The sequence below is a fragment of the Streptomyces sp. NPDC111520 genome (assembly GCF_055635295.1).
In genome coordinates this window covers 299,502-312,273 of sequence record NZ_JBVKBW010000009.1, presented here as the reverse complement: position 1 = coordinate 312,273, position 12,772 = coordinate 299,502, and the positions used below count along the sequence as shown (strand labels likewise).

Sequence of the window (12,772 nt, the reverse complement as noted above, 5' to 3'; positions counted from 1 at the left end):
GGGCCGGGTCGGTGCGGTCGGTGGTCTCCCGGTCCGTCCCGCCGCTCACGGCAGCAGGAAGTCGGCCTGGCCGGCCTTGGCGCCCTCGATGAAGGACGTCATCTCGTTGCCGGTGTAGATCAGGCAGGGCCCGTCGGGGTCGGCGGACTGCCGTAACGCCACCCGGCCGTCGTCCATCTTGAGGGCTTCGACGCACGAGCCGCCGTTGCCCCCGCTCCACGGCCTGCGCCAGCCCTCGCGGGCGAGTTCCGCTGCGGGCATGCCGTTGTAGATCCGCTCCATGGTCATGTCTCCTTGTGGATGCCACCGAGGATCCGCTCGGTGCTCTGGGTCGGCGCGGCTTGTGCGCACATCCGGTCCAGGGCCTCCAGGAAGGTCGACACGTCGTCGCGGTCGTCGAAGTAGACGGCCCCGACCAGGCTTTCGGAGTAGACGACGTCCGGGAGTTCGTGCGTCTGGAACCGGAAGATGTGGAACGGGCCGTACATGGCGGGGTGCGGTCCGGCCGTGAACGGCATGATCTGCAGTCGTACGTTGGGCAGGGCGCAGGATTCCATCAGCCTGGCGATCTGGGCGCGCATGACCGCCGGGCGGCCGATGGGTCTTCGCAGGACCGTCTCGTCGATGACGATCCAGACCAGTGGCGCGTCCTCCCGGGTGAGCAGCGCCTGGCGCTCCATGCGCAGCGCGACGCCGCGCTCGACCTCGGAGTCGGCCGCCCCCGGGTTCCCCGCCCGCAGCACCTCGCGCGCGTAGTCCTCGGTCTGCAGCAGTCCGGGGACGTAGTGGGGTTCGTAGGCGCGGATGACGCCGGCCTCGCCCTCCAGGCTCACGAAGGCGCTGAACCAGTCGGGCAGGACGTCGCGGTAACGGTGCCACCAGCCGGGCTGGTTGGCCTCCCGGGCCAGTGCGAGGAACTCCTCGAGCTCCGCCGGGTCCAGGACGCCGTAGGTGCGCAGCAGCTTCTCGACGTAGGGAATCTTCAGGCCGACCTCGGCCTTCTCCATGCGGCGGATCGTGGCGTGGGTGACGTCGAGGGCCCGTCCGGCGTCCTCGAAGGAGAACCCGGCCTTCTCGCGCAGGTCCTGGAGCCGTTTGCCGAGCACCACGCGGAGGACGGTGGGAGCACCGCCCGACCGTGCGTCAGTCAGGACCACTTCCCCCAACTCCCCTCTGCTGCAGGCAGTGTGTCATGCCGTCATCGAAAACCGACAGTGCGCACCGGCCGTTCTGTAAATTACAGATCGCACCTTGCCAACAGTTCGAACGGGACCGCATAGTTGTCGACGTGGCCTCCTCACCAGACGCTCTGCGGTTAGAGCGCCGTGGCACCCTCGACGCCCGTCGCTGCCAGGACCTGTTCCGTTTGCCCGCCCACGGGTCCTCCGTCGCCGACGCACGCCATCGCGTGCTGGCACGGCTGCGGGAGTGGGAGGCGGACGAGGGACTGCGCGACGACGCCGAGATGATCGTTTCCGAGCTCTTCACCAACGCCGTCATGCACACCGGCAGTGAGTTCATCACCTGCGGGTTGCGCTACGACGGCGCCCGGCTGCGGCTCGAGGTCAGCGACCAGGGGCGCGCGCCGACTGCGCCCCGGCCGCGGGCGGCGGGCGTGGACGAGGAGGGCGGGCGCGGCCTGCTGCTGGTGGGCGCGCTCTCGCAGGCATGGGGCGTCCGGCCCACCGACGACGGCGGCGGCCGTGTCGTGTGGGCCGAACTCGCCCCCGGGGCGCAGCCCTTCTGAGGCCGCCCCGCAGGCCGACGCGCCGGGACCGCCGGCGGCCGGCTAGAGCGGCAGCAGGTCCGGGCGCTTGGGCACCACGTTGTCGCCGGAGGACTCCCCGCGCAGCCGCCGGCCGATCCAGGGCACCAGGTACTCGCGGGCCCACTGGATGTTGTCGCGGCGGATGTCGGCGGGCGCGCGGAACGGCTCCGGCGGCCACGCCTGGTCGGGGTCGGCCGGCACCTCGAGCCCCAGCACCTGCGCGGCGCGCAGGGCGACCCTGGTGTGCCCCTCGGGCGACAGGTGGAGGCGGTCGGCGTCCCAGGCCCTGCGGTCCTGGACCGAACGGAGCGACCACAGGTCCAGCACCGGGGAGTCGTACCGGTCGGCGATGGCACGCACATGGGCCGTGTAGGTGGCGATCTTGCCACGCAGGTGCCGCAGCACGGGGATGCCGCGGGTGTCGAAGCCCGTGCACAGCACGACCGTGCCGACGGCGGAGGTGAGGCGGGCGACCGCCGCCTCGTAGCGCTCCGCGACGTCGTCGGGATCGCTGCCGGGACGCAGGATGTCGTTGCCGCCCGCGCAGAAGGTCACGAGGTCGGGCGCGAGCTCCACGGCCCGCGGCACCTGCTCCTCGACGATCTGGTCGAGGAGGCGGCCGCGCACGGCGAGGTTGGCGTAGCGGAAGTCGTGCTCGGGGCGGCGGTCGGAGAGGAGGACCGCCAGCCGGTCGGCCCAGCCGATGAACGTCCCGTCGGGAGCCGGATCGCCTACACCTTCCGTGAAGCTGTCCCCCACGGCTGTGTACGACCCGATGGCCTCACTGTTGTTTCTCTTCGAATCGTCTGGCACGTCAGCACATACTTCACCTCCTCAAGTGACCTACGCCACCGTAACCAGGGGTTGACGGGGGGTGATCTATCCCACCCGCCCGGATCCGCCGGAAACGGAATAAGACGGCCTCCCTCCCGCGCCGCGGCGGCCCCCGTCCCCGATCACATACCGGCCGGTACGGCGCCGCCCGGGGTGCCGTAAGGTCGGGAGTGGTCCGGCCGCCGGTGACCCGCACCGCCCGGCCGCTGAGCGAAGGAGCGCCGGTGACCGAGCAGACGCCGCAGCCCGTCCCGTCGGAACCCGAACTGACCGGGGTGCGCAACTTCCGTGACGTCGGCGGCCTCCCGACGACCGACGGCCGCCGGGTGCGGTACGGGCGGCTCTTCCGCAGCGGCCACCTGGCCCACGCCACGGCCGAGGACGCCGGCTTCCTGTCCTCCCTCGGACTGCACACCGTCTTCGACTTCCGCAACGCCTCCGACATCAGGCTGGAGGGCCCGGACGTCGACCTGCCCGGCGTCCGCAACGTGAACATGCCGCTGAGCGACCCCGCCCAGGGCGCCGAGTTCTGGACCACCGTCCGCGACGGCGACGTCGCGGCGCTGCGCGAGATCCTCGGCGAGGGACGCGCCGCCGCGCGCATGGTGGGGGCGTACCGCCGCATCGTGCTGGACCGCACCGCCGAGCACACCCGCATGCTCGAACTGCTCACCGAGGACGAGTCGGTACCGGCGCTGCTGCACTGCGCCGCGGGCAAGGACCGGGCGGGCACCTCTATCGCCGTCATCCTGCTCGCCCTCGGGGTCGAGCGCGACGCGATCGTGGAGGACTACCTCAAGAGCAACGAGGCGCACCGCCGTTACCACATCCGGCGCGGCGAGGACGCGGAGCCGGCGAACACGCCCGAGGTCATGGAGCTGCTCGGCCCGCTCTTCGACGCGCGCAAGGAGTACCTGGAGACCGCCTTCGACACCATCGACGAGCACTGGGGCTCGGCGGACCGCTACCTGGAGGAAGGGCTCGGCCTCACGCCGGCGCGGCGCGAGCGGCTGCGCGCGCTCTTCCTGGACGGCGCGCGGCCGGCCTGACCGACGGGGGCCGGGCCGGCGGAACGAAGCCGGACCCGCCCTACTTGGCCCCGGCCAGGTGGAAGATCAGGAAGAAGAACGCGGCGATGACGTGGACCCCCACCAGGTAGATGAAGGCGCGCACCTTGAAGCCCATGGGGGCCTTGTCGCGGGATTCGCCGGACACGGTCAGTCCTCTCGTCATGCGCCGTGCGGGCGCGGGGAACGGCCGTCGCCCAGGCACAGCTCCGCGACGGAACTCCGCAGCAGCGTGTGGACGAACAGCAGGTCGACACCGTCCGGCGAGGCCGCGGCGATACGGTGCGGGGTGAGCGAGTCGAAGTGGGAGCTGTCGCCGGGCACCAGGCGGTGCACGGCCTCCCCGAGGGTGAGCCGCAGCTCCCCCTTGAGGACGTACAGCCACTCCTCCCCGGCGTGGACGCGCACCAGCCCCTCCTGGGGGCCGGGGGGAACGTGCAGCCGCAGCGCCTGCATGGCCCGCCCGGGGTTCCCGGCCGGCCAGTACGTCCAGCCGCCGGCCTCCGCGGGCGGTACGGAACCGCCGCGGACGACGGGGTCGCGCTCCGCGGAGGTCTCGCCGAGCAGGTCGGACACCGTGGTGCCGTAGGTGCGGGCGAGGGACAGCAGCATGGGGAGCGAGGGCTGCCGCCGGCCGGTCTCCAGCCGGGACAGGTGCGCGGGCGAGAGCCCGGCGCGGGCGGCGGCCGCCTCCAGCGTCAGCCCGCCCCGGCGGCGCAGCGCGCGCAGCTGGGGGGCGACGTCCGGCAGGGGCGCCTCGTCCGCGGATGGTGAGGTCATGCACTCAGGTATAGCCGCGGTTCGCCCCTGAGGCAAAAAGCTTGCCTCAGGGGCAAAGAACCCAGGGGCCCTCGGCGGGCCCGGTCAGCGGTGGGCGACCGCCTGCTTCACCAGTGTCCTGCCGAACTCCCACATCAGGCCACCGCCGCCGTGTGCGTCGTCCATCACGGCGGTGAAGGCGTCCACGAAGCGGTCCACCTCGCGCTCCCCGATGACCAGCGGAGGGATCAGTTTGATCACCTCCAGGTGGTCCCCGGAGACCTGGGTGAGGATGCGGTGCCGCTGCAGCAGCGGCACGACCACCATCTGCGCGAACAGGCCCTTGCGGGCCGCCTGCAGCATCGTCCAGCGGCCGCGCAGCCCCAGTGACTTCGGACGGCCGAACTCGATGCCGATCATCAGTCCCCGGCCGCGGACCTCGTGCAGCAGCTCGTAGCGGTCCACGAGGGCGGCGAGCCGGTCACGGAGCAGGTCCCCGGTGACCCGGGCGTTCTCGACGACCTTCTCGTCCTCCATCACCGCGAGGGTGGCCAGCCCCGCGGCCATGGCCTGGGCGTTGGAGCCGAAGCTGGCGGAGTGCACCAGCACCCGGTCCATGGACGAGTAGACCTTCTTGAAGATCCAGTCCTTGCCGAGGGTGGCGCCCACCGGCACGTAGCCGCCCGACAGGGCCTTGGCCACGCACACCAGGTCCGGCTCGACGCCCTCCTCGTGCTGGTAGGCGAAGAAGTCACCGGTGCGGCCGATGCCGGTCTGCACCTCGTCGGCGATCAGCAGCGCCTTGTGCCGGTGCAGCAGCTCCTGCGCCGCCCGCAGGTAGCCGGGCGGCGCGGCGTGCACGCCCTTGCCCTGGATCGGCTCGACGATCAGCGCGGCCACGTCACCCTTGGCCAGCTCCCGCTCCAGGGCCGCCAGGTCGCCCAGGGGCACGGCGGTGTCCGGGAGCAGCGGGTCGAAGCCCTCCCGGAAGCCGCCCTCGCCGTTGACGGACAGCGAGCCGGTGGTGAGCCCGTGGAACGCGTGGTCGCAGTAGAGAACCCGGGTCCTGCCGGTGGCGTAGCGGGCGAACTTCAGGGCCGTCTCGACCGCCTCGGTGCCGCTGTTGCCGAAGAACACCCGGTCCAGGCCCGGCGCGTACGACAGCAGCTTCTCCGCGAGCAGCCCCGGCAGCGGCTGGCAGTCGAAGCGGGTGAGGTCCGCCAGCCCGGCGTCCAGGACGTCGTGCAGCGCCTTGCGGACGACGGGGTGGTGCCGGCCCAGGCCCATCACCCCGAAGCCGGCGAGCATGTCGAGGTGGTCCCGGCCCTCGTCGTCCCAGAAGTACGCGCCCTCGGCCCGCTCGTAGACCTTGTCGAAGCCGATGGTGTGCAGCATGCGCGGCAACTGGTGGTTGAGGTACCTGGCGTGCAGGTCGTAGCGCTCGGCTCCGCGCTCGGCCAGCAGGGTCGCCAGGTCGAACCCCTTGGGTTCAGGATCGGGCGGTGTCATCGCTCACGTGCCTCTCGTCCGGGTACTGCTGCTCCGCCGCGAGACGGGCCAGGGTGGCCCCGATCCGGCCGGCGATCTCGGCGGGGGTGAGCCCGATGTCGGCGAGCACCTCGCCGCGCTTGGCGTGCGCCAGGAACTGCTGCGGGATGCCGAAGTCACGGACCGGCACATCGGTCTCGGCGTCCCGCAGGGCCTGCGCGACGGCCGAACCGACGCCCCCGGCACGGCCGTTGTCCTCGATGACGGCGACCATGCGGTGCCGGGCGGCGAGCGCGGGGAGTTCCGCGTCGAGCGGCTTGACCCAGCGAGGGTCGACGACCGTGACGCCGACGCCGCGTTCGCGCAGCAGGGCGGCCGCGGCCAGGGAGACCGAACCGAGGGCGCCGACGGAGACCATGAGCACGTCCGGCCGGTCGCCGCGGTGCAGCACGTCCATGCCGCCCACCCGGTCGATGGCCGGCAGCGCCTCGCCGACGGTCTCCTTGGGGAAGCGGACGACGGTGGGCGCGTCGTCCACGTCGATGGCCTCCCGCAGCTGGGCGCGCAGTTGGTCGGCGTCGCGCGGCGCGGCGATCCGCAGGCCCGGGACGACCTGGAGGATCGACATGTCCCACATGCCGTTGTGCGAGGCGCCGTCGTCGCCGGTGACGCCCGCCCGGTCCAGCACGAAGGTGACGCCGCACTTGTGGAGCGCGACGTCCATCAGCACCTGGTCGAAGGCGCGGTTGAGGAAGGTCGCGTAGACGGCGACCACCGGGTGCAGGCCGCCGGTCGCCAGGCCCGCCGCGGAGACCGCCGCGTGCTGCTCGGCGATGCCGACGTCGTAGACGCGGCGCGGGAAGGCCTTGGCGAACTTCTCCAGCCCCACCGGCTGCAGCATGGCCGCGGTGATGGCCACGACCTCCGGGCGCTCCGCGCCGATCCTGACCATCTCGTTGCCGAAGACCGAGGTCCACTTCGGGCCGCTGGACGGAGTGAGCGGTTCGCAGGTGAGCGGGTCCATGGCGCCCACCGCGTGGAAGCGGTCCGCCTCGTCGCGCTCGGCGAAGGCGTAACCGCGGCCCTTCTCGGTGAGGCAGTGCACGAGCACGGGGCCGTGGAAGCGCCGGGCCCGGCGCAGCGCCGACTCGACCGCGGCGACGTCGTGGCCGTCGATCGGGCCGAGGTACTTCAGGCCCAGGTCCTCGAACAGGCCCTGCGGGGCGAAGGCGTCCTTGAAGCCCTTCTTGGCGCCGTGCAGGGACTCGTAGAGCGGCTTGCCGACGACGGGCGTCTGCTGGAGCACCTGCTTGCCCCAGGCCAGGAAACGCTCGTAGCCGTCGGTGGTGCGCAGGGTGGCCAGGTGGCTGGCGAGGCCGCCGATGGTGGGCGCGTAGGAGCGCTCGTTGTCGTTGACGACGATGATCAGCGGGCGGTCCTTGGCGGCGGCGATGTTGTTCAGCGCCTCCCAGGCCATGCCGCCGGTGAGGGCGCCGTCGCCGATGACTGCCACGACGTGGTCCTGCCGGCCGAGCACCTGGTTGGCCTTGGCGAGGCCGTCGGCCCAGCCCAGCACCGTGGAGGCGTGGCTGTTCTCGATGACGTCGTGCTCGGACTCGGCGCGTGAGGGGTAGCCCGACAGGCCGCCCTTGCCGCGCAGTTTGGAGAAGTCCTGACGGCCGGTCAGGATCTTGTGCACGTAGGACTGGTGACCCGTGTCCCACAGGATGCGGTCGGCCGGCGAGTCGAAGACCCGGTGCAGGGCGACCGTCAGCTCGACCACGCCCAGATTGGGTCCCAGGTGCCCCCCGGTCCTGGCCACCGCCTGGACCAGGAATTCACGGATCTCCACGGCGAGTTCGCCCAGCCGCTCCGGCGGAAGGGCCTTCAGGTCGCGTGGACCACGGATGTTCTCGAGCAGCGACACTTTCCCACCTCGCTCCCCTACCGGGGATTGTTTCGCTTTAGCTCACACTGATCTGGGGCTCTCCTGACGGCGCTCCGTCGGCCTGCATGCGCTCGGCGAGCTTCATGGCCTCTTCGATGAGGGTCTCGACGATCTTCGACTCGGGGACGGTCTTGATGACCTCGCCCTTGACGAAGATCTGCCCCTTGCCGTTGCCCGAGGCCACCCCCAGGTCCGCCTCGCGCGCCTCACCCGGGCCGTTGACGACACAGCCCATCACCGCGACCCGCAGCGGGACCTCCATGCCCTCCAGACCCGCCGTCACCTGGTCCGCCAGCTTGTACACATCCACCTGCGCCCGCCCGCACGACGGGCACGAGACGATCTCCAGCCGCCGCTGCCGCAGGTTCAGCGACTCCAGGATCTGGATGCCGACCTTGACCTCCTCCGCGGGAGGCGCCGACAGCGACACCCGGATCGTGTCACCGATCCCCTCGCTCAGCAGCGCACCGAACGCCACCGCCGACTTGATCGTGCCCTGGAACGCCGGACCCGCCTCGGTCACGCCCAGGTGCAGCGGGTAGTCGCACTGCGCCGCCAGCAGCCGGTACGCGTTGACCATCACCACCGGGTCGTTGTGCTTCACCGAGATCTTGATGTCCCGGAAGCCGTGCTCCTCGAACAGCGAGCACTCCCACAGCGCCGACTCCACCAGCGCCTCGGGCGTCGCCTTGCCGTACTTCTCCAGCAGCCGCTTGTCGAGCGACCCGGCGTTCACACCGATCCGGATCGGGGTGCCGGCGTCGGAGGCCGCCTTCGCGATCTCCTTCACCTTGTCGTCGAACTGCCGGATGTTGCCCGGGTTCACCCGCACCGCCGCACACCCCGCGTCGATCGCCGCGAAGACGTACTTCGGCTGGAAGTGGATGTCCGCGATCACCGGGATCTGCGACTTCCTCGCGATCTGCGGCAGCGCGTCGGCGTCGTCCTGCGAGGGACAGGCCACCCGGACGATCTGGCAGCCGGCGGCCGTCAGTTCGGCGATCTGCTGCAGGGTCGCGTTGACGTCGGCGGTGGGCGTCGTCGTCATGGACTGGACCGAGACGGGGGCGTCGCCGCCCACCGCCACCGGCCCGACCTGGATGCGCCGCGAACGGCGGCGCTCCGCGAGCGGCCGGGCCGGTACGGAGGGCAGGCCGAGCGCAACGGGCTCGACAGCTGTCATCGCGACGTCACTTCCCGCGGTTGCCCGTGACGGTCTCCCGGGTGGCCCTGATGGACTCCTTGAGGGAGGTCATCGTGGCCAGGACGGCGGTCGGCTCGTAGCCGCAGTGCGCCATGCAGTTGGCGCAGCGCGGGTCCTTGCCGCGGCCGTACTTGCTCCAGTCGGTGTCCTCGACGAGCTCCTTGTACGTGGTCACGTATCCGTCGCTCATGAGGTAGCAGGGGCGCTGCCAGCCGAACAGGGAGTAGTTGGGGATCGCCCAGGCGGTGCAGGGGAAGTCGACCTTTCCCTCGAGGAAGTCCAGGAAGAGGGGGCTGTGGTTGAGCCGCCACTTCTGCCGGTTGCCCCCGGAGAAGGCCTTCTTGAACAATTCGCGGGTCTGCTCCACGCCCAGGAAGTGCTCCTGGTCGGGAGCCTTCTCGTAGGCGTACGCCGGCGAGATCATCATCTCGTCGACGTGCAGGTCGTCATTGAGGAAGTTGAGCACCTCGATGACCGTCTGCGGGGTGTCGGTGTTGAAGAAGGTCGAATTGGTGGTGACCCGGAAACCGCGCCGCTTGGCCTCCTTGATCGCCTCCACCGCCTCGTCGAACACGCCTTCCTTGGCGACCGACTCGTCGTGCCGCTCGCGCAGTCCGTCGATGTGCACGGCGAAGGCGAAGTACGGCGAGGGGGTGAACTTGTCCATCTTCTTGCGCAGCAGCATGGCGTTGGTGCAGAGGAAGACGTACTTCTTCTTCGCCACCAGCTGCCGCACGATCTCGTCGATCTGCGGGTGCATCAGGGGTTCGCCGCCGGCGATCGACACCATCGGCGCGCCCGATTCCAGGACGGCTCCCACCGCCTGGGCCACCGGCATGCGCTGCTTCAGCACGCCCGCCGGGTGCTGGATCTTCCCGCACCCCTCGCATTTCAGGTTGCACGCGAAGAGTGGCTCGAGCTCGACGATGAGCGGGAACTTCTCACGCCTGCGGAGCATTTTCTGTTCGAAGAGATAGGTGCCGACCCTGATGGACTGTCGGAGCGGCATGGCCATCTAGCTCACCTCCAGGGGAGCGCAGTAGAGCGGTGCCAATCGAGAAAGGCAGGAAGAAGGTCCCTCAGCACGCGGAAAGCCTTGATCCCCGTGCGGAGCGTGCCGACCCGCACGAGCTCGAACTCGGGCGTGTCGACGACCACACGGGCCGCGGCGACCGGGCGTGGACCCCGGGCGAGCGCGGCCCGCATCATCGCCGCCGACTCCATGTCGACGGCGACGGCACCGGTGGCCCGGAGCGCCGCCCGCTCCGGGCCCCGTACGACGTGGTCCGACTCCGCGAGCCGGCCCACGTGCACGGTGTGTCCCGCCGCCTTGAGGGCGGCGGCGAGTGATTCCCCGTCGTGCGGCTCGTCGGCGACGACCACGTCGCCGGGCCGCATCCCGGGGGCCAGCCCGGCGCAGAAGCCGGTCGTGAGGACCGCCGCACGGTCGAGGGCGGGGTCGCGCAGCGCGGCGGTGACGGCGCGTTCCGCGGCCTGCGGCCCCATGCCCGTGCGGACGAAGGCGACCGGGCCGGCGGCGTGGCTGCGGTCGCCGCCGCGCAGGGCGAACCGTTCCACCCGCAGCGCGCAGACGATGAGCAGAGGTGGGCCGGAAGGCCCCATCAGGCCCCCTTCCGTAGCCCGCCGAACGGCTCGCCGCGCACGTAGCGCCCGAGGGCGGTGAGCGGGAAGACCATCCGGTAGAGGTGGTAGTTGATGGAGAAGTCCCTGGGGAAGCCCGTGCCGGTGAAGTACGGCTCGTCCCAGGACCCGTCCTCCTTCTGGGTCCGGGCCAGCCAGTGCACCCCGCGACGCACCGCCTCGCCGTCGCGTTCCCCGGCCGCCAGCAGCGCCAGCAGCGCCCAGGCCGTCTGGGAGGCGGTGGACTCGCCCCGCCCGATCCACTCGGCGGAGGAGTACGAGCGCAGGTCCTCGCCCCAGCCCCCGTCCTCGTTCTGCACGGTCTCCAGCCAGGCCACGGCCCGCCGGATCGCGGGGTGGCCCGCCGGGAGGCCCGCCGCCACGAGGGCCGGGACCACCGATCCGGTGCCGTAGATGTAGTTGACGCCCCAGCGGCCGAACCAGGCGCCGTTGCGCTCCTGTTCGGCGAGCAGCCAGTCGATCCCGCGCCGGGTGTGCGGGGCGTGCTCCAGGCCGAGGGCGGCCAGCATCTCGACCACGTGGGCCGTGACGTCGGCCGACGGCGGGTCGATGACCTCGCCGAAGTCGCAGAAGGGCAGCCGATTGGGGAAGGCGCTGGTGTTGTCGGCGTCGAAGGCGCCCCAGGCGCCGTTCTTCGACTGCATCCCGACGTTCCAGCGCACCCCGCGGTCGACCGAGGCCTTCATCCGTTCCGGGTCCGGGTGGTCGACCCTGAGCAGGGCGAGGACGACCTCCGCGGTGTCGTCGATGTCGGGGTAGGTGTCGTTCTGGAACTCGAACGCCCAGCCGCCGGAGGGCAGCCCGGGCCGCTGCACGGCCCAGTCGCCGGACTTGGTGATCTGCTCCCCCAGCATCCACTCCGCCGCCTTGACCAGGGCCGGGTCGTCGGCGGGCACGCCCGCGTCGGCCAGCGCGATGGTGGCCAGGCAGGTGTCCCAGACCGGGGACTGGCACGCCTCGATCATCCGCGTGTCCTTGTCCGGCCAGACCGCGAACTCGTCCAGCGCCTTGAGTCCGGCGCGCAGCACGGGGTGGTCGAGGTCGTAGCCGAGCAGGTGGAGCGCGATGACGGAGTACACGGCGGGCGGCTGGATGCCGCCGAAGCAGCCGTCGTTCTCCTGGCGTTCGATGATCCAGCGCGCCGCCGAACGCATCGCGGCCCGCCGCAGCGGGCGCACGCTGACCTTGCGGTAGGCGTGCAGGGCCCGGTCGACCCGCTGGAAGAACCCGTCCCAGCTGGACAGCGGCGCCAGGGGAAGCGACGGGTTGGGCCGCGCGGGGTCGGTGTGCAGTTCGTCGAGGACGAACGGGGCGGGCCGTACCGGCCGGTGGGCGGCCACGATGGTCAGCGGCACGATGGTCTGCCGGGCCCAGCTGGCGAAGGAGTAGATGTTGAGCGGGACCCACTTGGGCAGGTAGATGAGCTCGGGCGGCAGTTCCGGCAGGTCCTCCCAGCGCCACCAGCCGAAGAGCGCGAGCCAGATCCGGGTGAAGACCCGTGCGCGGGCGATGCCGCCGCGCTCGCGGACGTGGGCCGCCGCGGCGGCCATCCACGGCTCCTCCGGGGCGTCGCCGGCGAGCCGCAGCGCGACGTAGGCCTCGACGGTGGCCGACAGGTCGGCGGGGCCGCCGTGGAAGGTGGGCCAGGCCCCGTCCTCGCGCTGCTGGGACCTGATCCAGCGGGCGGCGGCCTCGGTGACCCTCTCGTCCTGGATGCCGAGGAACTGACGGAGCAGCAGGTCCTCGGCGTCCATCGTGACGTTGGTCTCGAGGTCGCCCTTCCACCAGCCGTCAGGGTGCTGACGGGCCAGCAGGTGGCCGGTGGCCCGGCGCGCGGCCTCGGCCGCGAGCTCCTCGGTCCGGCCGGTGAGGCCGGGCCCGGCGCCTGACGCCGGTTCCGGGATCGCGCCCGCGGTCCTCGTTCTGGCCGAGGGTGTCCCGCGGGCCGCCTCGCCCCCGGGACCGCCGTCGGTCGTCGCTGTCATGGCTTCCCCTTTGCACAGTCGTTCCGTCTGCGGTGTTGGGGCTGCCGTCGGCCGTCA

13 protein-coding genes are annotated in these 12,772 nt (G+C 71.5%); 2 read left to right on the top strand and 11 right to left on the bottom strand.

The genetic code is table 11. The annotated features are described in order from the left end of the window. Window positions 1-45: 45 nt before the first annotated feature. Together ACZ7MY_RS23310 and ACZ7MY_RS23305 are read right to left on the bottom strand one after the other, a co-directional pair. Entirely contained in the window at window positions 46-288 is a 243-nt protein-coding gene (locus ACZ7MY_RS23310) for a DUF397 domain-containing protein (RefSeq protein WP_499604311.1), read from the bottom strand. Beyond that, window positions 285-1,151, bottom strand: a complete 867-nt coding sequence (locus ACZ7MY_RS23305) for a Sco1979 family transcriptional regulator (protein WP_499604485.1) — start codon at window positions 1,149-1,151, stop codon at window positions 285-287. Before ACZ7MY_RS23305 ends, ACZ7MY_RS23310 begins: the two co-directional genes overlap by 4 nt. 215 nt (window positions 1,152-1,366) lie before the next feature. On the opposite strand from ACZ7MY_RS23305, the gene ACZ7MY_RS23300 reads away from it, so the two are divergent. Then, window positions 1,367-1,747 carry an ATP-binding protein gene (locus ACZ7MY_RS23300; protein ID WP_499604308.1) on the top strand — a complete coding sequence of 127 codons (381 nt, stop codon included), beginning with the start codon at window positions 1,367-1,369 and terminating at the stop codon, window positions 1,745-1,747. 42 nt (window positions 1,748-1,789) lie between these two features. On the opposite strand, the gene ACZ7MY_RS23295 is transcribed toward ACZ7MY_RS23300, so the two are convergent. Further along, window positions 1,790-2,581 carry an SGNH/GDSL hydrolase family protein gene (locus tag ACZ7MY_RS23295; RefSeq protein ID WP_499604306.1) on the bottom strand — a complete coding sequence of 264 codons (792 nt, stop codon included), beginning with the start codon at window positions 2,579-2,581 and terminating at the stop codon, window positions 1,790-1,792. 245 nt (window positions 2,582-2,826) lie between these two features. Between ACZ7MY_RS23295 and ACZ7MY_RS23290 the strand changes: the two genes are divergently transcribed. After that, window positions 2,827-3,651, top strand: a complete 825-nt coding sequence (locus ACZ7MY_RS23290) for a tyrosine-protein phosphatase (RefSeq protein WP_499604304.1) — start codon at window positions 2,827-2,829, stop codon at window positions 3,649-3,651. 40 nt (window positions 3,652-3,691) lie between these two features. Here the strand turns inward: ACZ7MY_RS23290 and ACZ7MY_RS23285 are convergent, their stop codons facing one another. From ACZ7MY_RS23285 to shc, 8 genes are all read right to left on the bottom strand, one after another. Then, window positions 3,692-3,817, bottom strand: a complete 126-nt coding sequence (locus ACZ7MY_RS23285) for a DUF6126 family protein (protein WP_499604303.1) — start codon at window positions 3,815-3,817, stop codon at window positions 3,692-3,694. Between the two features lie 14 nt (window positions 3,818-3,831). Next, entirely contained in the window at window positions 3,832-4,449 is a 618-nt protein-coding gene (locus ACZ7MY_RS23280) for a helix-turn-helix domain-containing protein (protein WP_499604301.1), read from the bottom strand. Between the two features lie 84 nt (window positions 4,450-4,533). After that, complete coding sequence (locus tag ACZ7MY_RS23275; protein WP_499604300.1) at window positions 4,534-5,937, bottom strand: aspartate aminotransferase family protein; 1,404 nt, start codon at window positions 5,935-5,937, stop codon at window positions 4,534-4,536. Continuing rightward, window positions 5,918-7,843 (bottom strand): 1-deoxy-D-xylulose-5-phosphate synthase, encoded by a 1,926-nt coding sequence (gene dxs / locus ACZ7MY_RS23270; protein WP_499604298.1) that lies wholly within the window; start codon window positions 7,841-7,843, stop codon window positions 5,918-5,920. Before dxs ends, ACZ7MY_RS23275 begins: the two co-directional genes overlap by 20 nt. 37 nt (window positions 7,844-7,880) lie before the next feature. Next, complete coding sequence (ispG, locus tag ACZ7MY_RS23265; protein WP_499604297.1) at window positions 7,881-9,047, bottom strand: flavodoxin-dependent (E)-4-hydroxy-3-methylbut-2-enyl-diphosphate synthase; 1,167 nt, start codon at window positions 9,045-9,047, stop codon at window positions 7,881-7,883. A gap of 7 nt (window positions 9,048-9,054) precedes the next feature. Then, window positions 9,055-10,083 carry an adenosyl-hopene transferase HpnH gene (gene hpnH, locus ACZ7MY_RS23260; protein ID WP_499604295.1) on the bottom strand — a complete coding sequence of 343 codons (1,029 nt, stop codon included), beginning with the start codon at window positions 10,081-10,083 and terminating at the stop codon, window positions 9,055-9,057. 5 nt (window positions 10,084-10,088) lie between these two features. After that, window positions 10,089-10,691, bottom strand: a complete 603-nt coding sequence (locus ACZ7MY_RS23255) for a phosphorylase family protein (RefSeq protein ID WP_499604293.1) — start codon at window positions 10,689-10,691, stop codon at window positions 10,089-10,091. Further along, the gene (gene shc, locus ACZ7MY_RS23250; protein ID WP_499604292.1) at window positions 10,691-12,715 is read right to left on the bottom strand and encodes a squalene--hopene cyclase; all 2,025 of its coding nucleotides are present in this window, start codon (window positions 12,713-12,715) and stop codon (window positions 10,691-10,693) included. The genes ACZ7MY_RS23255 and shc overlap by 1 nt, the downstream gene beginning before the upstream one ends. Window positions 12,716-12,772: the final 57 nt, after the last annotated feature.

Bases quoted from the DNA above. Each gene is read 5' to 3' on its own strand.
- ACZ7MY_RS23275 (WP_499604300.1), bottom strand. From the start codon at position 5,937: ATGACACCGCCCGATCCTGAACCCAAGGGGTTCGACCTGGCGACCCTG.
- ACZ7MY_RS23280 (WP_499604301.1), bottom strand. From the start codon at position 4,449: ATGACCTCACCATCCGCGGACGAGGCGCCCCTGCCGGACGTCGCCCCC.
- ACZ7MY_RS23310 (WP_499604311.1), bottom strand. From the start codon at position 288: ATGACCATGGAGCGGATCTACAACGGCATGCCCGCAGCGGAACTCGCC.
- ispG (WP_499604297.1), bottom strand. From the start codon at position 9,047: ATGACAGCTGTCGAGCCCGTTGCGCTCGGCCTGCCCTCCGTACCGGCC.
- ACZ7MY_RS23255 (WP_499604293.1), bottom strand. From the start codon at position 10,691: ATGGGGCCTTCCGGCCCACCTCTGCTCATCGTCTGCGCGCTGCGGGTG.
- hpnH (WP_499604295.1), bottom strand. From the start codon at position 10,083: ATGGCCATGCCGCTCCGACAGTCCATCAGGGTCGGCACCTATCTCTTC.
- shc (WP_499604292.1), bottom strand. From the start codon at position 12,715: ATGACAGCGACGACCGACGGCGGTCCCGGGGGCGAGGCGGCCCGCGGG.